This is a genomic window from Streptomyces sp. NPDC029151, from assembly GCF_055564315.1.
The window spans coordinates 433,676-456,089 of sequence record NZ_JBVHWQ010000003.1 but is presented as its reverse complement, the minus strand read 5'-3'; the positions used below and the strand labels follow the sequence as shown (position 1 = coordinate 456,089).

Here is a 22,414-nt window from a genome sequence, read left to right as displayed (position 1 = left end):
CCGTGGCAGCCTGACGTGGGCGTCCATGCTGGGGTGGACGTGTGCGAGGGCATGATCGCGGGTTCACGGTGCCGGCTCGGAGGGTGTCCGCAGCTGTTTCCCGGAGAGGCCGGCCGCGCCGCGCACCAGCCGCTTGCCCGACCGCTGCGGCTGATGCCGCCGCGTCCGTGCGTGGCCCGGGTTCACGGCCGGTGCGTGCGAGCCGTGGCAGCCTGACGTGGGCGTCCATGCTGGGGCGGGCGTGTTCGAGGGCATGATCGCGGGTTTACGGTGCCGGCTCCGGGGGTGTCCGCAGTTGTTTCCCGGGGAGGCCGGCCGCGCTGCGTACCAGCCGCTCGCCCGACCGCTGCGGCCGACGCCGCCGCGTGCGTGCGTGGCCCGGGTTCACGGCCGGTGCGTGCGAGCCGTGGCAGCCTGACGTGGGCGTCCATGCTGGGGTGGACGTGTGCGAGGGCATGATCGCGGGTTCACGGTGCCGGCTTCGAGGGTGTCCGCAGTTGTTTCCCGGGGTGGCCGGCCGCGCCGCGCACCAGCCGCTCGCCCGACCGCACGACGTCCTCGACGTACTCCCGGGCCGCGGCGCCGGAGGCGGGGGGCACCGTTCACGCGTGCTCCTCGGCGGGCGGAACGTGTGCACGACCTCGATGCGGCCGACGATGTGCGCGTTGAACTCGTCCAGCTCCCCGGCCGGCACCCACAGCTCCAGGATGGTCTCGCCGCCGGCCTGCCGGACCGGGTAGCGGGCGAGGAAGGCGCTGTCGACCGCGAAGCGGGTGACGAAACCGGCGCCGTCGTGCCGGACGTTCCAGTCCCGGGCGATGCGGACCGCGTAGTCCTCGTTCAGCACCGGATAGAAGATCGGCTGCTCCGGAAGCCGCGGCGGCCACGCCCGCCACTCCAGCTCGCGGACCAGTTCCAGCTCCACCGGGCCCGTCGGACGCCAGAGCGTGGTGGTGGGGCGGGGGCTGGTCATGGCTGGGGCCTTCCTGCGGTCACCTCGGACGGTCCCGGCGCCGCCGGGCCTCCCGGAGACTATCCGCCGGTCGATCACCGGTGCCACGAGGTTTCACGCGCCCACGCGCCCACGCGCGGCGGACGGCGGCGGGCCGCGCCTGACGGACGCGCGGACGAAACCGCCGTGCTCCGCGTGACTCCCGGCCGCCCGCGCAGTTGAGCCGGGCATGAAGAAGCGCAGCATGCTCGCCATCGCCACCCTCGCCGCCGGATTCGTCGTGGCCGCCGTCACCCCCTCCCACGCGGCGGACGAGGGGCCGCTCGGCGACCTCAACGTCTCGGACACCCTCACCGGGGCCGGCCGCCTCGTCGCCCAGGACAGCCTGGACGTCGACCACCGGGCCCTCGGGGGCGACTGACCCGACGGCGCAGGCGTGCGTGCCGGTGCTCCCCGCCGTCCGGGGCACCGGCACTCCCGTGTGCGCGGACAGGCGCCCTCAACGGGAGCGGGTTTCCGTGGCAGGGTGGAGCGGGCAAGCCTCAGGGGGCCAACAGAAGAGGGGGAGTCCGTGACCGTCGTCTGGATCAACGGCGCGTTCGGTGCGGGGAAGACCACCACGGCACGCGAACTGATCGAACTGATCCCGAACAGCGCGCTCTTCGACCCCGAGGTCATCGGCGGGGCGCTCACGCACCTGCTGCCGCCCAAGCACCTTGCCGAGGTCGGCGACTTCCAGGACCTGCCGATCTGGCGCCGGCTGGTGGTCGACACCGCCGCCGCGATGCTCGCCGAACTGGGCGGCACCCTCGTGGTGCCCATGACCCTGCTCCGCCAGGAGTACCGCGACGAGATCTTCGGCGCTCTCGCTGCCCGCCGGATCGCCGTGCACCATCTGCTCCTCGCCCCGGCCGAAACGATCCTGCGCGAGCGGATAGCCGGGCGGGAGGCCCCGCCCGACGCACCCGACGGAGAGATACGCACACGGCAGTGGTCGTACGACCACATCGAGCCCTACCGCACCGCCCTCGCCTCCTGGCTCACCGCCGACGCCCACCCCGTCGACACCAGCGCCCTCACCCCGTACGAGACGGCCGTCCGCATCGCCGAGGCCGTCGGCAGCGGGGCGGCCCCCGCCTGCGACATCGTGCAGACCCCCGCGCCGACCGCCGAGACGCTAGCCGCCGGGGTGCTGCTCTTCGACGAACAGGACCGGGTGCTGCTGGTCGACCCCACCTACAAACCGGGCTGGGAGTTCCCCGGCGGTGTGGTGGAGCGGGGCGAGGCCCCGGCCCGCGCCGGGATGCGCGAGGTCGCCGAGGAGACCGGGATACGCCTGCAGGAGGTGCCCCGGTTGCTCGTCGTGGACTGGGAGCGGCCCGCCCCGCCCGGATTCGGCGGGCTGCGGCTGCTGTTCGACGGAGGCCGGCTGGAGCCCGGCGAGGCTGCCCGGGTGCTGCTGCCCGGTCCGGAGCTGCGGGCCTGGCGGTTCGCCACGGAGGAGGAGGCCGCCGGGATGCTGCCGCCGGTCCGCTACGAGCGTCTGCGCTGGGCCCTGCGCGCGCGGGAGCGGGGCAGCGCGCTCTACCTGGAGGCGGGGGTGCCGGTCGGCTGATCCGGCGCCGCACCCAGCGAGCGGAGCACGGCGGAGGCGCCGGACAGCACCGGGTCGCCGTGGCCGAAGCAGGCGACGTCCGCTCCGAGCCCCGCCAACCGCCGTATGGAGGCGAGGAGCCGGGCCCGGTCCAGGTTCAGCACCCCTGGGATGGGCGTGCCGTCCTCCGGGGACGCCGCCACCGTGTCGCCCGTGAAGAGCACGCCGTGCGCGGGCAGGAACACCGCGATGCTGCCGTCGGTGTGCCCGGGGATGTGCACCACGCGGGCCCCGCCGCCGAAGCCGAGCACGTCGCCGTCGGACAGCTCGGTGAGCGCGGGCGGCGGCAGCGGGGGCCCCGGGGGCAGCAGGCCGAGGGCCGCCGCGTGCAGGGGCCGCTCCCACTCCTCCAGCCGCGGCGCCGGGCCCGGCCGCTCCCCGCGGACGAACGGGGCGTCCAGGCGGTGCGCCAGCACCTCGGCCCCGCTCAGCGCGGCGAACTCGCCCGCCCCGCCCACGTGGTCCTCGTGGAAGTGGGTGAGCACCACACGTCGTACGGCCCGGGGGGTGTGCCCCAGCGCGGTGACCGCGTCGGCGATGGGCCGGCCCGCGCCGACGGGGCCGGCGTCGATCAGGGTCAACTCCCCGCCGTCGCGCCAGAGGTAGGCCTGGCCGACGGGGAAGCGGAGCAGGTGCAGCCGGGGCAGCAGTTCGATGACGTCCATGCGCCGACCGTAGGCAGGGCCCGCGCCCGGGGCGAGGGCCGTCTGCCGTGGGCAGAAGAGGTCAGCCCGCCGCGTAATTGCGCAGGAACAGCGCCTCGGCGACGGACAGCCGCTCCAGCTCCTCCGGGGAGACGCTCTCGTTGACCGCGTGGATCTGCGCCTCCGGCTCGCTCAGCCCGATGAGCAGGATCTCCGCCTGCGGGTACAGGCCGGCGAGGGTGTTGCACAGCGGGATGGAGCCGCCCTGCCCGGCGTACTGCATGGTCTCGCCCGGGTAGGCCACCGCCATCGCGTCGGCCATCGCCTGGTAGGCGGGGCTGGAGGTGTCGGCGCGGAACGCCTGGCCCTGGCCGATCTGCTCGACACCGACCCGGGCGCCCCACGGGGTGTGCGCCTCGATGTGCGCCTGGAGCAGCTTGGTGGCCTCGGCGGCGTCCACGCCCGGCGGCACCCGCAGGCTGACCAGGGCCCGGGCGCTCGACTGCACGGACGGGGTGGCGCCGACGACCGGCGGGCAGTCGATGCCGAGGACGGTGACCGCCGGGCGGGCCCAGATGCGGTCGGCGACCGAGCCGTTGCCGACCAGGCCGACCCCGTCCAGCACCCGGGCGTCCGCGCGGAACTGCTCCTCGGTGTACTCCAGGCCATCCCACTCGGCCGTGGCGTCCAGGCCGTCGACGGTCGTCGAGCCGTCCTCGGCGCGCAGCGAGTCCAGCACCCGGATCAGCGCGGCCAGCGCGTCCGGGGCGGCACCGCCGAACTGGCCCGAGTGCAGGTTGCCGGCCAGGGTGTCGATGCGCACCCGGACCAGGGTCATGCCGCGCAGGGTGCTGGTCACCGTCGGCAGGCCGACCCGGAAGTTGCCCGCGTCGCCGATGACGATCGTGTCCGCCGCGAGCAGCTCGGGGTGCTGCTCGGCGTACCGCTCCAGGCCGCCCGTGCCCTGCTCCTCCGAGCCCTCCACGATCACCTTCACGCCGACCGGGACGCCGCCGTTCGCCTTGAGGGCGCGCAGCGCGAGCAGGTGCATGATGAAGCCGCCCTTGCAGTCGGCGGTGCCGCGGCCGTACCAGCGGCCGTCGCGCTCGGTCAGCTCGAAGGGCGGGGTGGCCCAGCCGGCCTCGTCCAGCGGGGGCTGCACGTCGTAGTGCGCGTAGAGGAGAACCGTTTTCGCACCCTCCGGGCCCGGCAGGTGGCCGTACACCGACCGCGTGCCGTCCGGCGTGTCCAGCAGGGCCACGTCCGTGAAGCCCTCGGCGCGCAGCGCGTCGGCGATCCAGTTCGCGGCGGCGTCGCTCTCGCTCTTCGGGAACTGCGTGAAGTCCGCCACCGACTTGAAGGCGACCAGTTCGGCCAGCTCCGCCTTCGCCCGGGGCAGCAGCGAGGCGACGGTCTCGGCGACCGGATTCGACGGCATGGGCACGCTCCTCGTGGGTGCGACGTTGTACGGGGTGAGTACACCGGTGTTGATCGGGGTGAGTACCCCGATACTCCCACAGTGGCCTGCACGGACGGCCGCCGTAGGATGCGACAGGACACTTGGCAGCGGCTTTGATCGGAGCGTTAGACCATCGTGAGCGGCGAGAATTCTTCGGCGGACGACGTGCAGCGGGTGTGGGACGTCGTCGTGGTGGGCGCGGGCCCCGCGGGCGCCTCGGCCGCCTACGCGGCGGCGGTCGCGGGACGGCGCGTGCTGGTGCTGGAGAAGGCCGAGCTGCCGCGCTACAAGACGTGCGGCGGCGGCATCATCGGCCCCTCGCGCGACGCCCTGCCGCCCGGCTTCGAGCTGCCCTTCCGGGACCGGGTGCACGCGGTCACCTTCTCGAACAACGGCCGCTTCACCCGCACCCGCCGCTCCCGGCAGATGCTCTTCGGGCTGATCAACCGCCCCGAGTTCGACCAGCAGCTGGTCGAGCACGCCCAGAAGGCGGGCGCCGAGCTGCGGACGGGCGTCACGGTGCAGCGCGTCGAGCAGCACGGCTCGGCGGTACCGGACCGCCGCACGGTCGCCGTCGTCCTGCAGGGCGGGGAGACGGTGCTGGCCCGCGCGGTCGTCGGGGCCGACGGCAGCGCCAGCCGGATAGGGGCCCACGTCGGTGTGAAGCTCGACCAGGTGGACCTCGGCCTGGAGGCGGAGATCCCGGTGCCGGAGACGGTCGCCGAGGACTGGAAGGGGCGGGTCCTGATCGACTGGGGCCCGATGCCGGGCAGTTACGGCTGGGTCTTCCCGAAGGGCGACACGCTGACCGTCGGCGTGATCTCCGCGCGCGGCGAAGGCGCCGCCACCAAGCGGTACCTGGAGGACTTCATCGCCCGCCTCGGCCTCGCCGGTTTCGAGCCGGCCCTCTCCTCCGGGCACCTGACCCGCTGCCGTGCCGAGGATTCCCCGCTCTCCCGGGGCCGGGTACTGGTCTGCGGCGACGCGGCCGGTCTGCTGGAGCCGTGGACCCGCGAGGGCATCTCCTTCGCGCTCCGCTCGGGCCGGCTGGCGGGGGAGTGGGCGGTGCGCATCGCGGAGGCGCACGACGCCGTGGACACCCGGCGCCAGGCCCTGAACTACGCGTTCGCGATCAAGGCCGGGCTCGGCGTCGAGATGGCCGTCGGCAAGCGGCTGCTGACCGTGTTCGAGAAGCGCCCCGGCCTCTTCCACGCGGCCCTCACCGGATTCCGCCCGGCCTGGCGGGCCTTCCGGGACATCACCCGGGGCTCGACCTCGCTGGGCGAGATCGTCCGCTCCCACCCCCTCGCCCAGCGCGCCCTGACCGCCCTGGACCGGGGGCAGGCCGCCCCGGCGGAGGAGCCCGTCAGTTCCTGACGGTGACGCGGAAGACCGGGTGGTCGGGGGCGATCCGGCGCAGCTCCGCCTCCGGGGAGTCGGGGCCGACGCCGTCGAAGAAGGCCCCGACCTCCGCCTTCCAGCGCTTGAGGTAGGCGCGCAGCAGCGGGACCTTGTCGTCGTCGGCCACCTCGGTGGCGGTGAAGACGTCCACGTTCCTGCCGAGGCGGAGTTCACCGCCGCCGGCCGCGCGGACGTTCCGGGTCCACTGGACGTGACCGCGCGGGGCGACCAGGTAGTCCCGGCCGTCCACCGTCAGCAGGTTCACCGGCGTGGTGCGCCACTGCCCGCTCTTGCGGCCCCGGACCGCGAGGACACGGGAGCCCCAGACGCTGATGCCGCGCCGGGTCAGCCAGGAGACGGCCCGGTTCATGACGTGGACGGTGAACCAGCCCGGCTTGACGACGTGTGTCGACATGGAGACCCCCACGGTGTGAGAGAGCGGTGCTCTCGCTTGTCTCCAGTGTGGGGCAGACAGGTGCTCCGCAGCAAGAGCAGTGCTCTCTTTTCGGTTCAGCGCTCACATCGGTGTGCACCGCTCTCTTCCATGGCACACTGCTGGCATGAGCACCGCACAGGGCGCCCGCGCACGGGCCAGGCAGGAAGTCACCGCGGCCATCAAGGAGGCGGCGCGCAGACAACTGGCGGCGGAGGGGGCGGCGAAGCTGTCGCTGCGGGCGGTGGCTCGCGAGCTGGGCATGGTCTCGTCGGCCCTGTACCGCTACTTCCCCAGCCGGGACGACCTGCTGACCGCCCTGATCATCGACGCCTACGACTCCCTCGGCGAGGCCGCCGAGCGGGCCCGGGACGCCGTGGCCGACGCGGCGCCGGCGGCCCGCTGGGTCGCGGTGTGCGAGGCGGTGCGCGGCTGGGCGCTCGGCCGTCCGCACGAGTACGCGCTCATCTACGGCTCTCCCGTGCCCGGCTACTCCGCCCCCGAGACCACCGTGCCGCCCGCGGCCCGGATCGGCATGGTCCTCATCGGCATCGTCCGGGACGCCCACCAGGGCCCGGGTCTCACCGCCCTCCCCCTCCCGGCCGGTCTGCGCCCCGAGGCCACCCGCATGGCCGCCGACCTCGCCCCCGACCTGCCGGCCGAGGCCGCCGCGGCCCTGGTGGCGGCCTGGGCCCAGCTCTTCGGACTGGTCGGCTTCGAACTGTTCGGCCAGTTCAACCGGGTGGTGGAGGACCGCGAGACGTTCTTCCGGCACGCGGCGGGCCGCCTGGCCGAGGGGGTGGGGCTGGGGCCGGGCTGAGCGGGACGGCGCACACCTTCGCCCCGGCCCGCCGGACCCCGCCACCGCTCACCGGTCGCGTCGCGTCGCCCCCTCCGGGGTGGTTCGGCGGCGGGTCTCCCCGGCGCGGGCCACGGCTGTGGCCCAACTCGGCACGAGAATGCCGTCCGAGCCCGGTCACACCGGAGGTTCGACGCGTTCTCTGCTCGTCGCCGCGGCGGCATTCGCTCTGCTCACGGCGGACACGACCGCCGGCGCCGCCGGGACGGCCCGCGCGGACTGGCGGGATCCGGGACGGCCCGCGCGGGAGCGGTCTGGACGTGCGTCCCCCCGCCCTTCCCCGAGACACCGGGACAGGCGCCGTCCTCGTTTCCGACCACGTTGACGGGACCTCGTGGTACCTCGTGGTCGCATCCGTGCGCGTCCCTGTGTCCGGGGGTCCTGCTCACCCGGAGGCACACGTCCCGCGCACCGGCCGGACCTGCGCCAGGCGCCGGGAGCCGGACAACGGCAGGTGCACCCCCGTCGGACGGCCTGCGAGGACGCGAGCCGGGCGCCGCCGACGACCCGGTGCCGAGCCGCGTACTCCCCCGGGAGTACGGGTGATCACCTCGCCCGGCTGACGTCGTCAGGGGGTGGCGGCGTCTAGCGTGGCCCCCATGGAGGAGCAGCGCGGCGGCGGTCCCGCCCACGGACGGCGGTACGGACCCCCGGGGTGGCACCGCCCGGACGACACCGAGGCGCACCCCGCCGGGCCGCCGTGGCGCTCCACCCTGCTGCTCACCGCCTTCGTGCTGGTCGGTACCTCCTTCGCCGCGCACGGGCAGCCGTACCGGGTGCCGCTCGACGGGCCCGCGCGCGTGCTGCTCCTCGCCGCCTCCGTGCCGCTGCTGTGGCGGCACCGCCACCCCGTGGCCGTGGCGTACGGCACGGCAGCGGCGGCGCTGGCCTACGTCACCCTCGGCTACCCCTACGGGCCGGTCTTCCTGCCCGTGGCGGTCGGCTGCGTCAGCGCGGTCGTCGCCGGGCGCCGGCGGGCCGCCTGGACTGCCGTGGGGCTGCTGTGGGCCGGGCACCTCCTGGCCGCGCTCTGGCTGTACCGGTGGCTCCCGCCCGCCGGGGACCACCGCGCGGGCCTCGGCCAGGAGGCCGTCGCCGCCACCTGGGTGCTGGCCGTCACCGCCGTCGCGGAACTGGCCCGGCTGCGGCGCGAACAGTGGGCGCGGGAGCGCGCGGACCGCGCCGAGGCGGCGCGCCGGCGCGCGGACGAGGAGCGGCTGCGCATGGCGCGAGAGCTGCACGACGTCCTCGCGCACAGCATCTCCGTCATCAACGTCCAGGCGAGCATGGGCCTCGCGCTGCTCGACAGCGACCCGGAGCAGGCCCGGGCCGCGCTCACCACCATCAGATCCGCCGGCAAGGAGGCGCTCGGCGAGGTGCGCCAGGTCCTCGGCGCCCTGCGCGCACCGGGCGCCGCACCCCGCGCCCCCGCGCCCGGCTTCCGGAGCTGGTGCAGCAGGCCGCGGCGGCCGGCCTCACCGTCCGGACCGAGGGCGAGCCGCCCCGGTTGCCGCCCGGTGCCGACCTCGCCGCCTTCCGCATCCTCCAGGAGGCCCTCACCAACGTCGTACGGCACTCCGGTTCGCGGCACGCGCGCGTGCACTTCGGGTACGGCGACGGCGTGCTGCGGCTGCGCATCGACGACGACGGGCCGGCGACCGGGGCGGAGGCCGGCGGCTCCGGGAACGGGCTGGCCGGGATGCGGGAGCGGGCCGCCGCGCTGGGTGGCACCATCGAGGCGGGTCCGCGCCCGGACGGCGGCTTCCGGGTGCTCGCCGTCCTGCCGTCGGACCTCGGGGAGGACCGGTGATCCGGGTACTGCTCGCCGACGACCAGTCACTGGTGCGCGCCGGTTTCAGGGCACTGCTCGACGCGCAGCCGGACATCGAGGTGGCCGGCGAGGCCGCCGACGGGGAGGAGGCGCTGCGCCGGGTGCGGGAACTGCGGCCGGACGTCGTCCTCATGGACATCCGCATGCCGCACCTGGACGGTCTCGCCGCGACCCGGCGCATCACCTCGGCGGCGGACCTCACGGAGGTGAAGGTGGTCATGCTCACCACCTTCGAACTGGACGAGTACGTCTTCGAGGCGATCCGCGCGGGCGCCTCCGGCTTCCTCGTGAAGGACACCGAGCCGGACGAACTCCTGCGTGCCGTACGGGCGGTGGTCGCCGGGGACGCACTGCTGTCGCCGGGAGTGACCCGCCGGCTGATCGCCGAGTTCGCGGCCCGCTCCAAGGAACCCGCCACGGCGGACGCGCTCTCCCGGCTCACCGAACGGGAGCGGGAGGTGATGGCGCTGGTCGGCATCGGTCTGTCCAACGAGGAGATCGCCCGCCGGCTGGTGGTCAGCCCGCTCACCGCCAAGACCCACGTGAGCCGGACCATGGTGAAGCTGGGCGCCCGGGACCGCGCCCAACTGGTCGTCCTCGCCTACGAGTCGGGGTTGGTGCGGCCCGGCTGGCTGGGCTGAGCCGTCTGCCGGAAACGGACCAGCACGCTGACCACCCGGGTCAGGAACACCACCGGCGCGAGGACCGTGCCGAACCGCACCAGGATCCCGGAGAGGAGGTCGGGGAGGTCGAAGAGGAACGCGGGCCCGGCCACGGCGCCGAACAGCACCGCCGCCGCGAACCCCGCGCTGACCAGTGCGTAGCCGATCTCGACCGTCGCCGCGTCCCGCTCCGCCTTGGTCCGGCGGCCCCCGTATGTGTACATTCCGGCAGTCTCACAGACGTGCGCCCGGCGGGCAAGCAACTCCCGCCGGGCGCACGCGTGGAGGCGGTTCCCCCTGACCGCGGCGGCTCACCTGCGGGGCGCCGCGGCCGGTGGCGGCGCGCCCTCCGGTTCGCTCGCCGTCAGTCGCGGACCGGTACGAGGTCCGCGTCCGCCTCCTTCACGGTGGATCCGGTGACCACGACGGACCGGCCCGGCCGGGACCGGCGCAGGCCGGTGAGCGCCAGCAGCAGCCCGGCCACGGCGACGACCGTGACCACGACCAGGCCGGGCCGGTAGCTGTCCAGGACGGCCTGCGGGGTGGCCTTCTCGGGAGCGTGCGCGGTCACCACCGCCGTTACGACGGCCAGGAAGATCGCGCCGCCCAGCTGCACCGAGGTGTTCAGCAGACCGGAGACCATGCCCTGTTCACGCTCGTCCACGCCGTTGGTGGCCTGGACGTTGAGGGACGGGAAGGTCAGGGCGAAGCCGGAACCGACCAGCAGCATGGTCGGCAGGATCACGGCCGCGTAGACCGGGTGCAGGTCGATGCGCAGGAACAGCAGGTATCCGACCGCCAGCAGGACGAAGCCGAGCACGATCAGCCGCGCGGTGCCGAACCGGTCGATGACGTCCCCGACCCTGGTCGCGGAGAGCGCCACCAGCGCGCCCGCCGGGAGGAACGCCAGCGCCGTGTGCAGGGCCGACCAGCCCAGCACCTGCTGCATGGAGAGCGTGACCAGGAACTGGAACCCCGTGTAGCTGCCGACGAACGTCAACGCGCCCAGCTGGGCCCGGACCTGCGGCCCGGAGCGCAGCACTCCGAGCCGGACCAGCGGGCTCGGGCTGCGCAGCTCGACGCGCACGAAGGCGGTCAGCATGAGGGCCACGGCGGCGAAGGACAGCAGTGTCCGGGCCGAGGCCCAGCCGACTTCGGGGGCCTGGACGACGGTGAAGACCAGCAGGAGCATCGAGACGGTGCCGAGGACGGCGCCCGGGACGTCGTAACCGCCGTGGCCGCGTTCGCGCGCGCTGCGCGGCAGCAGCCTCATCCCCACGAGCAGGGCGATCAGGGCGACGGGGGCGGGCAGCAGCATGGTGAACCGCCAGCTGGCCTCGGTGAGCAGGCCGGAGAAGACCAGGCCCATGGAGTAGCCGGCGGCGGCGCAGGTGGTGTAGATGGACAGGGCCCGGTTGCGCAGCGGGCCCTCCGGGAACGTCGTGGTGATGATCGACAGGCCCGCCGGTGCGGTGAAGGCGGCGCTGAGGCCCTTGACGAAGCGGCTGGCGATCAGCAGCGGACCGGAGTCCACGAGCCCGCCGAGCAGCGAGGCCAGCGCGAAGACGCCGAGTGCCACCAGGAACACCTGGCGCCGGCCGAGCAGGTCGGCGGTGCGGCCGCCGAGGAGGAGCAGGCCGCCGTAGCCCAGGATGTAGCCGCTGACGACCCATTGCAGGGCCGACGTCGACATCCCGAGGTCGGCGCCGATGGACGGCAGTGCGACGCCGACCATCGACACGTCCAGCGCGTCCAGGAACATCGCGGCGCACAGCACCAGCAGGGTGCCCCACAGCCGGGCGGTCCAGCGGACCGCCGGGGACGGGGCCGTGGAAGGGGTGAGCGGGAAGGTCATGCCGACGAGATTACATGCGCATGCATGAAGTGCAAGTGCATTTAATGACGATGCAATGAATCGGTTTCTCTGCTACGGTGCGGTCATGGCGGCGAAGAAGCAGCCCGAACAGGCACTCGCGGAGCAGTGGCGGGACATCCTGGCCCTGCACGCCCGCACCCAGTGCGAACTCGACCGGGAGCTGCACGGGCACGGCCTGTGCGCGAGCGACTTCGAGGTCCTCGACCTGCTGTCCGAGGGCGCGGCGGCGGACGGCGGCTGCGCCTACCGGGTGCAGGAGATCTCCGACCGGGTCCATCTCAGCCAGAGCGCGCTGTCCCGGCTCATCGGCCGGCTGGAGAAGGACGGCCTGGTCGAGCGGGCGATGTGCACGGAGGACCGGCGCGGGGTGCGGGTGGCGCTCACCGCGAAGGGGCGCGCGCTGCACGGCGAGGTACGGCCGGTGCAGCGCGCGGTGCTGGCCCGGATGCTGTCCGAGTCCGGCTGACCGGGCCTCAGATCCCGGCGCGCTCCCGCCACAGGGCCGCGAGCGCGGGATCGCCCGTCACCCGTGGCGGCGCCGTCCGGTTCCACAGCGCCAGGTACAACGGCTCGGCCGGGCCGGACAGTTCGGCCTCGGCCGGTCCGTCCTCCGCCCGCACGGTCACCGGCGGCTCCGCCGTGAGCCGTACGGTCCACACCGCGTCCGGCCCCGCGTCCACCGCGCGCATCCGCAGCACGCGGGGCTCCTCGCTGCGCAGCCGGCTCCGGGAGCGGGCGTGGAAGCCGCGCAGCAGTTCGTCGATGCCGTCCACCGCGAAGTCCCGCGCGACCGGGGACGGCGTGCCGCCGCGCGACGCCTCGGCGTCGTAGCGGTGCACGGTGGTCTCGTGGGCCTGCCGCCGGGTCCAGAACGCCAGCGGCGAGGGGTTGGGCGCGGGGTGGAAGGTCCAGCACTCCACGTCGGCGGGTGCGGCGGCCAGTGTGTCCACCAGCAGCCGGTGGCTGTCCCGGTACCAGTCCACCAGCTCGGCGCCGTCCAGCTCCGGCGGGTCGCCGAGGGGCAGGGGGGCGGTGTGCCCGCCGGCGACGAGGGCGGCGGCCCACCGGTGCACGGTACCGGTGTGCCGGAGCAGGTCCCGCACCTGCCACTCCGGGCACGTCGGCACCTTGGCGTCGGTACCCGCCGCGCCGGCCGCGGCCGCCAGCAATCGGCCCTCACGGTCGAGTACTTCAAGGAACTCGGCAGTCTCCATGGGACGAGTGTGCCGGACGGAGTGGGCTTCGGCCCGTGTGGATGTCCGGACCCGACCTGATCGGGCACAGGATGTCGGGTCGGGCAGGGGGCCCGCTGCCTAGCGTGGTGATCACGAAAGAGGAAGGGGACCGGGAGTGCTGGAGCGTCTCAACCAGACCCTGGAGCACATCGAGCACCGTCTCGACCAGGAGATCGACGCGGCCGAACTGGCGCGCGTCGCGGCCACCTCGGAGTACCACCTGCGCCGGATGTTCTCCGCGCTCGCGGGGATGCCGCTGTCGGAGTACATACGACGGCGCCGGCTCACGGTCGCGGGTGCCGAGGTGCTCTCGGGCCGTGAGTCGCTCCTGGAGATCGCGGTGCGCTACGGCTACGGCTCGGGCGAGGCGTTCGCCCGGGCGTTCCGCGCCGTGCACGGGGTCGGGCCGGGCGAGGCCCGGCGCACCGGTGCCGCGCTCGTCTCCCAGGCCCGGTTGTCCTTCCGCCTCACCGTCGAAGGGAGCAGCAGCATGCGCTATCGCGTCGTGGACAGGCCGGACTTCAACGTCGTCGGCCTGAAGGCCCGGGTACCCCTGGTGCACACGGGGCCGAACCAGGCGATCATCGACTTCGTCAGCGGGATCGACCCGGAGATCCTGGGGAGCCTGGAGAAGCTGGCGGACCAGGAGCCGCAGGGGATCGTCGCGGTCTGCGACGACCTGGACCCGAGCCGCGCCGAGGGCACCGAACTCGACTACTACCAGGCGGTGGTCACCTCGGCTCCCGCTCCCGACGGCACCGAGGTCCTCCCGGTCCCGGCCGGGACCTGGGCGGTCTTCACCACGTCCGGGCCGGCCCCGCAGGCCATCCAGGAGCTGTGGCGGGACGTGTTCACGGAGTGGTTCCCGGCCAACCCCTACCGCAGCCGGCCCGGCCCCGAGATCCTGCGCACCCGCCTGTCGCAGGACAGGACGGAGGCCGACGCCGAGCTGTGGCTCCCGGTGGAGCGGGAACAGGGCTGACACCCCGCCCGCGGGAGTGCCCCGGGGCGGGGGGCGTCCCCGGTGATCCGCGGGCCGGTGTCCGCGGCCGCTGCCGCGGACACCGGCCCCCCGGGCGCGCTCAGCGCGCGAGGGCGCCCATGGGGTCCCAGGCGGGGAGGACGATCGGCGGTCCGTCGAGGGCGGCGGCCAGCTCGGGCGGCAGTGCGGAGCGCCGTACCGCGATCTCGAAGACGTGTTCACCGAACCACGAGTCGTTCATGGTCCAGAAGCCCTTGTCGGCCTTGTCCTCACCCCAGCTGTTCTCCACCCGCCACCGGCGCGGGCCGCCGTCCACCACGTCGACGCCGGTGAACAGCATCGCGTGGGTCATCTGCGTGTCGTGGTGGAGCAGCCGGTCGGCCTTGTCCAGGGTGAACGGGGCGTCGTAGACGGCCCCGTAGTCGAAGAGCGCGGCGTCCCAGACACCGGCGTCCGCGCGCATCATCTTGCCCACGTCACAGCCGAACCACACCGGCTCGCCGCCGACGACCGCCTCCATGGCCAGCCGCTTCAGCAGCTCCATCGGCGCGTTGAGATAGACCACCGGCGGGGCGTCCACGACGTTGCCCAGGTACTCGACGGTGAAGGTACGGCCCATGGGGCTGGACTCCCGGGGGTCGTGCACCAGACAGACGTAGTCCTCCAGTGGGAGCTGCACATAGGAGGCGGCGAACTCCGCCGGGGTGAGCCAGCCGTCGCGGTGGAACTCCCGGTTCTTGTCCTCCCACTGCCACAGGAACCGCCGTGGAGGGGTGCCGAGGTGGATGCCGAGCACCCGGTGGACGGCGGCCAGCACCTCCTGCTTCCGTCCTCGCTGCGCCTCCGCCCCTTCGGGAGCCAGTCGGCGCAGGTCGCGGGCGCCCTGGCGGAGCAGGGTCTTCAGGGCGCGGTTCATCGCCCGGGTCGAGGAGGAGCTGTCGGTCTCCGGCATCGCCGACTTCGGGACCAGGCCGTGCTTGGCGACCAGGGCGACGAACATGTTCCACTGGCCGCCGTCGCCGATCGGATCCGCCAGCAGGTGCGCCACGGTGCGGTCGTCCACGTCCCGGTCCGAGGTCTCGACGATGGCTTCGAGGAAGTGGTTGGCCCGCTCGAACTTGTCCCACCACAGCAGGTGGTTCTGCGAGAACTCGAAGTCCTTCACGCCCAGCTTCCGGGCCGCCCCCACGCGGAGCAGGTTGAGTCCGGCGAACATCCAGCAACGCCCGCTCTGGCGCTGGTTGGTGACCTTCCAGTCGTCCAGGTGGTGGGAGACCGAGTGGTCGATACCGGTGAGCACCCGCCGGTCCAGCGCCACATCGTCCACGGGCGTCTGGGTGACCGCGTTCTGCATCAGCCGGTTCGCCGGCCGGGCGGCGAACTCCTTCTCGAACCACTCGATCAGGTCGGGCGTCAGGCTTCGTCCCACGGCCTGGCGGGAGTCCTCGTCTCCGAAGGTCACAGCGGTCCGCCTCCCGTTCCCAGGGTTTCCCGAAAGCAGCGCGTCCTCACCGTCGCACGGCCGTTCACCGCAGTCAACGGAGCGTCGTGGCCGGACGGTTCGCGGGTCAGCGGCCCAGCGCCCGTCGCGTCGTCACCCCGATGACGGCGGCCAGGGCGGCGAGCGCGGCCACGCTGGTGAGGGCGGCGGGCAGGGAGAACCAGTCGGCCATGAAGCCGATCGCGGGCGGCCCCAGGAGCATGCCCCCGTACCCCAGGGTGGACGCGACGGCGACACCGGACGGGCCGGCCAGCGCGCCCGCCCGTTCCACGGCGACCGGGAAGAGGTTGGCGAGTCCGAGCCCGGTGACCGCGAACCCGGCCAGTACCGCCCCCACGGAGGGCGCGAGCGAGCCGAGCAGCATGCCGGCCGCGGCGACGCTGCCACCGGCGATCACGGTACGGGCCCGGCCCAGGCGGGCCAGCAGCGCCGACCCGGTCAGCCGGCCGACGGTCATGGCGAGCGCGAAACACGCGTAGCCGGCGGCCGCGGTGCCGGGGGAGGCCGCGAGGTCCTGCTGGAGGTGGAGCGCGCCCCAGTCGGCCATCGCGCCCTCGCCGTAGGCCGTGCACAGCGCGACGAGCCCGAGCACGACGACCAGTCCGCGCCCGCCCGGCCTCGCCGCCGCCCCGCCGTGCGGCTCCGGCCCCGGCGTCCGCTCCGGCGGGACCGGCGGTTCGTGGCGCAGCAGGGTCCGCCCGGCGACGGCGGTGACGAGCAGTCCGATCACGGAGAGCCCCAGGAGATGGCGGCCGGGGGAGAGGACACCGGCGACCAGCCCGCCGAGCCCCGCGCCGACCATGCCGCCCAGACTGAACGCCGCGTGGAAGCTCGGCATGACCGGCTTGCGCAGCGCGGCGACCAGGTCGACGGCGGCGCTGTTGAAGGCGACGTTGACCCCGCCGTAGGCCGCGCCGAACAACAGCAGCACGGCTCCCAGCACCGGTGCCGAGCGGGTCAGCGGGGGCAGCGCGACACTGAGCGCGAGCACGATCATGCAGACCACGGTCACGGGATGACTGCCGTGGCGCCGGCACAGCCGACCGGTCAGCGTCATGGTGAGCACGGCCCCCGCCGACACCCCGAGCAACGCGAGCCCCAGGGCCCCGGCGGAGGCGTGCGTCTGGTGCTTGATGTCGGGGATGCGCACGACCCACCCCGCGAACAGGAAACCGTCCAGCGCGAAGAAGGCGGTGATCGCGGCACGCAGCGTCGCGAGGTTCCGACCCGGCACGACACTGTGCGAACGGGTTTTGTTTATTTGCGGCACAAATTCAGGGTAGGGGGCTGCGGGGAGGCCTGCAAGGGGCGGCCGCCGCGGCGGCCCGGGGTGACGTGGGGCGGGGGGCGGATCGACGTGGGCGGGAGCGGGCCGAGACGGGGCGCCGGCCGGGCCGACGTGGCGCGTCGAGGGAAGGGACGTGGCGCGTCGCGCGGATCGGAAGTCGCGCGTCGTGGAATCGGAAGTCACGCGTCGTGCGGATCGGGGCTGCGCGTCGTGGGCCTGAGTGGGGCGTCGCGGGAGGCGGTCCGGCCGGGCGGGGCGGGTGGTCCGGGCTGGCGGGGCGGGTGGTCCGGTGTGGGGGAGGAGTTGTTCGATGCGTGGATCCCTGTGCGGATTTCTGAACGCGCGCTGGATACAGGTCGGTTAATGCTCGCTCACGAGCTGGTTGCGGGCGGGTGAGCGCGCCATGATGGGCCCATGACGTTGGCCTCGCGCGCGCTCGCGCAACTGGCGACCTGGCCGGACCTGAGACAGGCCGTCCCGAGCTGCGGTCTCGGGCGGGCGGTGAGTTCGGCCCAGGGGGAGGTCGTCCACTTCCACTCCGAACGTGATGTCGATCTCCGGCTCACCAACCGGGCCATCCGGCGGTTCGCCAAGGACCTCAGGGACGCGGGCGCGATCCGGATCGTGCCCGGCTCGCAGTGGGTGACCCTGCGCCTGGACGCCGCGAGCGACGTCGACCTGCTGCTGACACTGGTGAGTGTGGCGCTCCAGGCGCCGCAGACATGGCCGGACCCGGCCGACCGGCCGGTGACGGGCTGCAACGACCAGCGTGGCGCGGGGTTCGTGAAGGCCGACCTCGGCCGTATCTGAGCCGGGCGGCAGCGGGGACCACCGTCTGCTCACACCGCCAGCACCCGCACGCCCGCCTCCTCGAACCGCCGTACCGTCTCCTCGTCCACCGCCGTGTCCGTCACGAGGGTGTCCACCAGCTCCGTCCCGCAGATACGGGCGAACGCGCGCCGGCCCAGCTTGCTGGAGTCGGCGGCCACCACGACCCGCTCGGCGCGTTCGCACAGCAGCCGGTTGATCGCCGCCTCCGCCTCGTCGTGCGCCGCCGCCCCGTGCGTGACGTCGAAGCCGACGACACCCAGCACCGCCACGTCGAGCGTGATCTGGCTCAGCACACCGTCCGCGAGCGGGCCGATGAGTTCGTACGACTGCGCGCGCGCCACCCCGCCCGTCACCACGATCTTGAACTGGGGGCGGACGGCGAGCTCGTTGGCGATGTTGAGGGCGTTGGTGACGACGGTCAGGGCCGGTGCGCCGGAGGAGAGGTCACCGCGGACCGCCAGGGCGCGGGCCACCTCCGTGGTGGTCGTACCGCCGGTCAGCCCCACCGCCTCGCCGGGCGCGACCAGTTCGGCCACCGCCTTGGCGATGCGCTGCTTCTCCGAGGCGCGCCGGGCCGTCTTGTAGCGCAGCGGGAGTTCGTACGACACCCCGTGCACCACCGCGCCGCCCCGGGTGCGGACCAGCATCTGCTGCTCGGCGAGCCGGTCGAAGTCGCGGCGGATCGTGGCAGCCGACACCGCCAGCTCGGCCGCCGCCTCCTCGACCTCCAGCCGGCCCCGCTCGACGAGCAGCTCCAGCAGCGCTTTCCAGCGGGCGTCCCGGGACATCCGCCGCCTCCGTTCCCCGATCGTTCGCGGCCGTCCGCGGTCCCGCCGCGGTCGTTCCGTGGTTGTTCCGTGGTCGGTCCGCGACCGAGCCGCGAACGGGCCGTGCTCGTCCTCCGTGCTCGATTCTCCGACCGTCCTCGGTCTCCCGGCGACCCTAGCGCACCCGTTGACGCCCTCCGGATGCTTGATAGTGCTCGAAAGCTGGCTATATCTTGCAGGAACAATCAGCTAGGGGAGGGTGTGGGCCATGACCCATGTCGAGAACGAGCTGAACAGCCAGCCCGAGTGCTGGATACGGGCCGCCGAGCAGGCCGAGCGGCACCGTGGCGCGCTGCCGGAGCCGGGGGAGCGGGTCGCGGTCGTGGGGTGCGGGACCTCGTACTTCATGGCCCAGGCGGTGGCCGCGCTGCGCGAGCGCGCCGGGCAGGGCGAGACCGACGCGTTCGCCGCCTCCGAGTTCCCGCACGGGCGCACGTACGAGCGGGTCCTCGCCCTCACCCGCTCCGGCACCACCACCGAAGTGCTGGAACTGCTGAGCGCGTTGGCCGGGCGCACACGCACCACCGCCGTCACCGCCGACCCGGAGACCCCGGTCGCGTCCGCCGCCGACGACCTGGTCGTCCTCGACTTCGCCGACGAACGCTCCGTCGTCCAGACCCGGTTCGCGACCACCGCGCTCACCCTCCTGCGGGCCCACCTCGGCCTGCACACCGACGCCGTCGTCACCGACGCGCGCACCGCCCTCGCCGCCCCCCTGCCCGAAGGGCTCGTGCACTGCACGCAGTTCACCTTCCTCGGACGCGGCTGGACCGTCGGTCTGGCGAACGAGGCCGGACTGAAGATGCGCGAGGCCTCCCTCTCCTGGACCGAGGCCTACCCGGCGATGGAGTACCGGCACGGCCCGATCAGTGTGACCACCGAGGGCACCGCCACCTGGATGCTCGGCAGGGCACCCGACGGACTCGCCGACCAGGTCCGCTCCACCGGAGCGCTGTGGATCGAGGGCGGGCTCGACCCGCTCGCCGAACTCGTCCGGGTCCAGCGGCTCGCGGTCGCCGTCGCCGCCGCCCGGGGACTCGACCCCGACCGGCCGCGGCACCTCACCCGCTCGGTGATCCTCGCCTCCTGAAACCGGTCCCCGCACCGCCCTGGGATTCCCCTCGAAGCGCCTTCAGAGCCCCCTCCGATCCCCCTCAGAGCCCCTGGTACCCCACCGGACCCGTCCCGGAAGGACACCTCACGTGCCCCTCGCGTCCACCGGCGAGCTGGTCACCCGGGCCGCCGCCGCCCGCTCGGCCGTCGCCGCCTTCAACGTCATCACCCTGGAACACGTCGAGGCCGTCATCGCCGGCGCCGAGGCCGCCGGTTCCCCCGTCGTCCTCCAGGTCAGCGAGAACGCCGTCAGGTTCCGCTACGGACGGCTGCTCCCGCTGGCCCGCGCCGCCGTCGCCGCCGCCGAACGGGCCTCCGTACCCGTCGCGTTGCACCTGGACCACGTACAGAGCGACGACCTGCTGCGCCAGGCACCCGGCGCCGGGTTCAGCTCGGTGATGTACGACGCCGCCCGCCTGCCGTACGCCGACAACCTCGCCGCGACCCGGGCCGCGGCCGACTGGGCGCACGCCCAAGGACTCTGGATCGAGGCGGAGTTGGGGCAGATCGGCGGCAAGGGCGGGCCGGGCGGCTGGGGGACGTCCGCCGAGCCCCCGCTGGACGCGCACGCGCCCGGCGCCCGCACCGATCCCGGCCGGGCGCGGGACTTCGTGGCCGGCACCGGCGTCGACGCCCTGGCCGTCGCCATCGGCAGCGTGCACGCCATGACCACCCGCACCGCCGTCCTCGACCTCGCCCTGCTGAAGCGGCTGTCCACGGCGCTGACCGTGCCGCTCGTCCTGCACGGCTCCTCCGGGGTGCCGGACGACGGACTGGTCGCGGCCGTCGGCGGCGGCATCGCCAAGGTCAACGTCGGGACCGCCCTGAACCGTGCCATGACCGGGGCGATCCGCGCCTGCCTCGCGGCCCACCCGGAGGCCGTCGACTCCCGGAAGTACCTGAGCGTCGGCCGGGAGGCGATGGCCCAGGAGGTGCGCCGGATCATCGGGGTACTGTCCCCCGCGCCCGACTGACCGTCCGGCCGCGCCGACCGGGACTCAGCCCTTTCTGACCGCCTTCAGCACCACGAACTTCGGGTCGCTGGCGACCAGTTCACTGTTGCCGAACAACCGCCTCAGCTTCACGTGGTACCCCAGGTGCCGGTTCCCGATCACCCACAGCTCACCCCCCGGCCGCAGCGCGCGCAGGGCCCCCGTGAACATCCGCCACGCCGTCGCGTCCGTGGTGGCCTGGTGGGAGTGGAACGGCGGGTTGTTCAGCACCAGGTCCACACTGCCCGGCGCGACCCCGGCAAGCCCGTCCCCGACCCGGAACTCGGCATGCCCCGGCACGCCGTTCGCCTTGTACGTCGCCTCCGCCGAGGCCACCGCCTGGAACGACTCGTCCACGAACAGCACCTCGGCCGCCGGATCGGCCAGCGCCACCGCCGTACCGACCACGCCGTTGCCGCAGCCGAGGTCCACCACGCGCCCGGCCCCCGGCCCCGGCAGGTGCTGGAGGAAGAAGCGGGTGCCGATGTCCAGGCGGTCGGCGCAGAACACGCCCGCGTGGTTGAACACCGTCCGCCCCGACACCGCGCCGACGCCCTCCGGCAGGACGTAGCTGTACGGCCACGGGTTCACCGGCCGCTCCAGCGCCGGGTCCGGCGTGCAGAAGATCAGCCGGGCCTTCTGCCGGGCCGGCGAGGTCCGGGTCGGCCCGAGGATCCGCTCGAACAGCCGGAGCGTCGAGGTGTGGATCTCCTTCACCATCCCGGTGCCCACCACGACCGTGTCCGCGTGCACCGCCGGCGCCAGCCGCAGCAACTGGTCCTCCAGCAGCGCCAGGCTCTTCGGCACCCGCACCAGCAGCACGTCCACCCGCTCCGGCGGCGCGTCCTGCGTGGTGAGCAGCCGCACGGCACCCGGCTCCACGCCGGCCCGCGCCAGGTTCGCCCGGGTCGCCTCCTGGCCGAGGAAGGAGTCGGTGATCTGCGTCGGACGGCGTTCCGCGAGCGCGGTCACCAGCGCGCCCCAGCGGTCCCCGAGCACCACGACCGTGCCCGTGAGCGGCACCTTCTCCTCGGCGAGGTGGCGCAGCAGGTACGCGTCGGAGGCGTCCCAGGCGCGCAGCCGGTCGCGGGGGTCCTCGGGGAAACGGGTCAGCTCGACCTCGCCCCACGGTGTCGTCATACGGTCGCTCATCGTGCGTCCAGGCTATCCGAACCGCAGATCAGAGCCGGTGGGGGCAGGATGGGGGCATGGAGGACGAGCTGTTCCCCCGGGAGCGCACGGAGGTCGCTCCGGGCGCCGTGCACGTCGTGGACTGGCTGGACGCCGAGCGGCAGCGCGCCCTGCTCACCGCCTGCCGGGACTGGGCCAGGCCCCCCGCCGGACTGCGCACGGTCCGCACTCCGGGCGGCGGCACCATGACCGCCCGCCAGGTCTGCCTCGGCTGGCACTGGTACCCCTACGCCTACACCCGCACCGCCGTCGACGGCGACGGCAGCCCGGTCAAGCCGTTCCCGGACTGGCTCGGCGCGCTCGGCCGCCGCGCCGTGGCCGACGCGCTCGGCCCGGACGCCGTACCGGCCGCGCCGTACGACATCGCGCTGATCAACTTCTACGACGGCGACGCCCGCATGGGCATGCACCGCGACGCCGACGAGAAGACGGACGCGCCCGTGGTCTCGCTGAGCCTCGGCGACAGCTGCGTGTTCCGCTTCGGCAACACCGGGACGCGCACGAAGCCGTACACCGACGTCGAGCTGCGCAGCGGGGACCTGTTCGTCTTCGGCGGCCCGTCCCGGCTCGCCTACCACGGCGTGCCCCGCGTCCGTCCGGGCACGGCCCCGGCCTGGCTGGGACTCACCGGGCGGCTGAACATCACCTTGCGGGTGAGCGGCCTGTAGCCGGCGGCGCGGGCC

General features: G+C 73.9%; 21 protein-coding genes and 2 pseudogenes. 12 read left to right on the top strand and 11 right to left on the bottom strand.

Annotation, left to right across the window (positions count from 1 at the left end):
* Window positions 1–622: 622 nt before the first annotated feature.
* Window positions 623–973 (bottom strand): annotated as a pseudogene (locus tag ACZ4VF_RS15035) (hypothetical protein); the annotation flags it as partial.
* A 208-nt stretch (window positions 974–1,181) separates the two neighbouring features.
* On the opposite strand from ACZ4VF_RS15035, the gene ACZ4VF_RS15030 reads away from it, so the two are divergent.
* Window positions 1,182–1,373, top strand: coding sequence for a hypothetical protein (locus tag ACZ4VF_RS15030; RefSeq protein ID WP_467926192.1), 192 nt, complete (start codon window positions 1,182–1,184; stop codon window positions 1,371–1,373).
* 150 nt (window positions 1,374–1,523) lie between these two features.
* The gene (locus ACZ4VF_RS15025) at window positions 1,524–2,567 is read left to right on the top strand and encodes an NUDIX hydrolase (protein WP_467926191.1); all 1,044 of its coding nucleotides are present in this window, start codon (window positions 1,524–1,526) and stop codon (window positions 2,565–2,567) included.
* Here the strand turns inward: ACZ4VF_RS15025 and ACZ4VF_RS15020 are convergent.
* Entirely contained in the window at window positions 2,537–3,271 is a 735-nt protein-coding gene (locus tag ACZ4VF_RS15020; protein ID WP_467926190.1) for an MBL fold metallo-hydrolase, read from the bottom strand. The genes ACZ4VF_RS15025 and ACZ4VF_RS15020 overlap by 31 nt on opposite strands.
* 61 nt (window positions 3,272–3,332) lie before the next feature.
* Window positions 3,333–4,688, bottom strand: coding sequence for a M20/M25/M40 family metallo-hydrolase (locus ACZ4VF_RS15015; RefSeq protein ID WP_467926189.1), 1,356 nt, complete (start codon window positions 4,686–4,688; stop codon window positions 3,333–3,335).
* A gap of 156 nt (window positions 4,689–4,844) precedes the next feature.
* Between ACZ4VF_RS15015 and ACZ4VF_RS15010 the strand changes: the two genes are divergently transcribed.
* Window positions 4,845–6,086, top strand: coding sequence for a geranylgeranyl reductase family protein (locus tag ACZ4VF_RS15010; RefSeq protein ID WP_467926187.1), 1,242 nt, complete (start codon window positions 4,845–4,847; stop codon window positions 6,084–6,086).
* Here ACZ4VF_RS15010 and ACZ4VF_RS15005 read toward each other — a convergent pair.
* Window positions 6,076–6,525 (bottom strand): nitroreductase family deazaflavin-dependent oxidoreductase, encoded by a 450-nt coding sequence (locus ACZ4VF_RS15005; RefSeq protein WP_467926186.1) that lies wholly within the window; start codon window positions 6,523–6,525, stop codon window positions 6,076–6,078. The two genes, ACZ4VF_RS15010 and ACZ4VF_RS15005, sit on opposite strands and share 11 nt — an antisense overlap.
* A gap of 145 nt (window positions 6,526–6,670) precedes the next feature.
* Here ACZ4VF_RS15005 and ACZ4VF_RS15000 point away from each other — a divergent pair, with 145 nt between their 5' ends.
* From ACZ4VF_RS15000 to ACZ4VF_RS14990, 3 genes and pseudogenes are all read left to right on the top strand, one after another.
* Window positions 6,671–7,363 (top strand): TetR/AcrR family transcriptional regulator, encoded by a 693-nt coding sequence (locus tag ACZ4VF_RS15000; RefSeq protein ID WP_467926185.1) that lies wholly within the window; start codon window positions 6,671–6,673, stop codon window positions 7,361–7,363.
* Between the two features lie 638 nt (window positions 7,364–8,001).
* Window positions 8,002–9,212: pseudogene (locus ACZ4VF_RS14995) on the top strand (sensor histidine kinase).
* Entirely contained in the window at window positions 9,209–9,874 is a 666-nt protein-coding gene (locus tag ACZ4VF_RS14990) for a response regulator (RefSeq protein WP_467926184.1), read from the top strand. Before ACZ4VF_RS14995 ends, ACZ4VF_RS14990 begins: the two are co-directional and overlap by 4 nt.
* On the opposite strand, the gene ACZ4VF_RS14985 is transcribed toward ACZ4VF_RS14990, so the two are convergent.
* Window positions 9,835–10,119 (bottom strand): DUF6332 family protein, encoded by a 285-nt coding sequence (locus ACZ4VF_RS14985; RefSeq protein ID WP_467926182.1) that lies wholly within the window; start codon window positions 10,117–10,119, stop codon window positions 9,835–9,837. The two genes, ACZ4VF_RS14990 and ACZ4VF_RS14985, sit on opposite strands and share 40 nt — an antisense overlap.
* Window positions 10,120–10,259: 140 nt before the next feature.
* Window positions 10,260–11,750 carry an MFS transporter gene (locus ACZ4VF_RS14980; RefSeq protein ID WP_467926181.1) on the bottom strand — a complete coding sequence of 497 codons (1,491 nt, stop codon included), beginning with the start codon at window positions 11,748–11,750 and terminating at the stop codon, window positions 10,260–10,262.
* A gap of 85 nt (window positions 11,751–11,835) precedes the next feature.
* Between ACZ4VF_RS14980 and ACZ4VF_RS14975 the strand changes: the two genes are divergently transcribed.
* Complete coding sequence (locus ACZ4VF_RS14975) at window positions 11,836–12,237, top strand: MarR family winged helix-turn-helix transcriptional regulator (protein ID WP_467926180.1); 402 nt, start codon at window positions 11,836–11,838, stop codon at window positions 12,235–12,237.
* 7 nt (window positions 12,238–12,244) lie between these two features.
* Here the strand turns inward: ACZ4VF_RS14975 and ACZ4VF_RS14970 are convergent, their stop codons facing one another.
* Window positions 12,245–12,985, bottom strand: coding sequence for a maleylpyruvate isomerase family mycothiol-dependent enzyme (locus tag ACZ4VF_RS14970; RefSeq protein WP_467926178.1), 741 nt, complete (start codon window positions 12,983–12,985; stop codon window positions 12,245–12,247).
* Window positions 12,986–13,121: 136 nt separating this feature from the next.
* On the opposite strand from ACZ4VF_RS14970, the gene ACZ4VF_RS14965 reads away from it, so the two are divergent.
* Window positions 13,122–13,988 (top strand): AraC family transcriptional regulator, encoded by an 867-nt coding sequence (locus ACZ4VF_RS14965; RefSeq protein ID WP_467926177.1) that lies wholly within the window; start codon window positions 13,122–13,124, stop codon window positions 13,986–13,988.
* A gap of 100 nt (window positions 13,989–14,088) precedes the next feature.
* Here the strand turns inward: ACZ4VF_RS14965 and ACZ4VF_RS14960 are convergent, their stop codons facing one another.
* Together ACZ4VF_RS14960 and ACZ4VF_RS14955 are read right to left on the bottom strand one after the other, a co-directional pair.
* The gene (locus ACZ4VF_RS14960) at window positions 14,089–15,450 is read right to left on the bottom strand and encodes a C1 family peptidase (protein WP_467926176.1); all 1,362 of its coding nucleotides are present in this window, start codon (window positions 15,448–15,450) and stop codon (window positions 14,089–14,091) included.
* 106 nt (window positions 15,451–15,556) lie between these two features.
* Window positions 15,557–16,723: an MFS transporter gene (locus ACZ4VF_RS14955; protein ID WP_467926174.1), complete on the bottom strand. Its 1,167-nt coding sequence runs from the start codon at window positions 16,721–16,723 to the stop codon at window positions 15,557–15,559.
* Between the two features lie 468 nt (window positions 16,724–17,191).
* Between ACZ4VF_RS14955 and ACZ4VF_RS14950 the strand changes: the two genes are divergently transcribed.
* Window positions 17,192–17,587, top strand: coding sequence for a luciferase domain-containing protein (locus ACZ4VF_RS14950; RefSeq protein WP_467926173.1), 396 nt, complete (start codon window positions 17,192–17,194; stop codon window positions 17,585–17,587).
* Between the two features lie 29 nt (window positions 17,588–17,616).
* On the opposite strand, the gene ACZ4VF_RS14945 is transcribed toward ACZ4VF_RS14950, so the two are convergent.
* Window positions 17,617–18,396, bottom strand: a complete 780-nt coding sequence (locus ACZ4VF_RS14945; protein WP_467926171.1) for a DeoR/GlpR family DNA-binding transcription regulator — start codon at window positions 18,394–18,396, stop codon at window positions 17,617–17,619.
* Between the two features lie 247 nt (window positions 18,397–18,643).
* Between ACZ4VF_RS14945 and ACZ4VF_RS14940 the strand changes: the two genes are divergently transcribed.
* Both ACZ4VF_RS14940 and ACZ4VF_RS14935 read left to right on the top strand, forming a co-directional pair.
* Window positions 18,644–19,525, top strand: a complete 882-nt coding sequence (locus ACZ4VF_RS14940; RefSeq protein WP_467926170.1) for an SIS domain-containing protein — start codon at window positions 18,644–18,646, stop codon at window positions 19,523–19,525.
* Window positions 19,526–19,637: 112 nt separating this feature from the next.
* Window positions 19,638–20,522, top strand: coding sequence for a class II fructose-bisphosphate aldolase (locus ACZ4VF_RS14935; RefSeq protein WP_467926169.1), 885 nt, complete (start codon window positions 19,638–19,640; stop codon window positions 20,520–20,522).
* Between the two features lie 24 nt (window positions 20,523–20,546).
* On the opposite strand, the gene ACZ4VF_RS14930 is transcribed toward ACZ4VF_RS14935, so the two are convergent.
* Window positions 20,547–21,680 (bottom strand): methyltransferase, encoded by a 1,134-nt coding sequence (locus tag ACZ4VF_RS14930; RefSeq protein ID WP_467926579.1) that lies wholly within the window; start codon window positions 21,678–21,680, stop codon window positions 20,547–20,549.
* A gap of 68 nt (window positions 21,681–21,748) precedes the next feature.
* On the opposite strand from ACZ4VF_RS14930, the gene ACZ4VF_RS14925 reads away from it, so the two are divergent.
* The gene (locus tag ACZ4VF_RS14925) at window positions 21,749–22,399 is read left to right on the top strand and encodes an alpha-ketoglutarate-dependent dioxygenase AlkB family protein (RefSeq protein WP_467926167.1); all 651 of its coding nucleotides are present in this window, start codon (window positions 21,749–21,751) and stop codon (window positions 22,397–22,399) included.
* Window positions 22,400–22,414: the final 15 nt, after the last annotated feature.

Coding starts and splice junctions, on each gene's coding strand:
- ACZ4VF_RS14950 (WP_467926173.1), top strand. CDS start 17,192: ATGACGTTGGCCTCGCGCGCGCTCGCGCAACTGGCGACCTGGCCGGAC.
- ACZ4VF_RS14940 (WP_467926170.1), top strand. CDS start 18,644: ATGACCCATGTCGAGAACGAGCTGAACAGCCAGCCCGAGTGCTGGATA.
- ACZ4VF_RS14985 (WP_467926182.1), bottom strand. CDS start 10,119: ATGTACACATACGGGGGCCGCCGGACCAAGGCGGAGCGGGACGCGGCG.
- ACZ4VF_RS15000 (WP_467926185.1), top strand. CDS start 6,671: ATGAGCACCGCACAGGGCGCCCGCGCACGGGCCAGGCAGGAAGTCACC.
- ACZ4VF_RS15015 (WP_467926189.1), bottom strand. CDS start 4,688: ATGCCGTCGAATCCGGTCGCCGAGACCGTCGCCTCGCTGCTGCCCCGG.
- ACZ4VF_RS14945 (WP_467926171.1), bottom strand. CDS start 18,396: ATGTCCCGGGACGCCCGCTGGAAAGCGCTGCTGGAGCTGCTCGTCGAG.
- ACZ4VF_RS14975 (WP_467926180.1), top strand. CDS start 11,836: ATGGCGGCGAAGAAGCAGCCCGAACAGGCACTCGCGGAGCAGTGGCGG.
- ACZ4VF_RS15030 (WP_467926192.1), top strand. CDS start 1,182: ATGAAGAAGCGCAGCATGCTCGCCATCGCCACCCTCGCCGCCGGATTC.
- ACZ4VF_RS15005 (WP_467926186.1), bottom strand. CDS start 6,525: ATGTCGACACACGTCGTCAAGCCGGGCTGGTTCACCGTCCACGTCATG.
- ACZ4VF_RS15020 (WP_467926190.1), bottom strand. CDS start 3,271: ATGGACGTCATCGAACTGCTGCCCCGGCTGCACCTGCTCCGCTTCCCC.
- ACZ4VF_RS14970 (WP_467926178.1), bottom strand. CDS start 12,985: ATGGAGACTGCCGAGTTCCTTGAAGTACTCGACCGTGAGGGCCGATTG.
- ACZ4VF_RS14930 (WP_467926579.1), bottom strand. CDS start 21,680: ATGACGACACCGTGGGGCGAGGTCGAGCTGACCCGTTTCCCCGAGGAC.
- ACZ4VF_RS14980 (WP_467926181.1), bottom strand. CDS start 11,750: ATGACCTTCCCGCTCACCCCTTCCACGGCCCCGTCCCCGGCGGTCCGC.
- ACZ4VF_RS14925 (WP_467926167.1), top strand. CDS start 21,749: ATGGAGGACGAGCTGTTCCCCCGGGAGCGCACGGAGGTCGCTCCGGGC.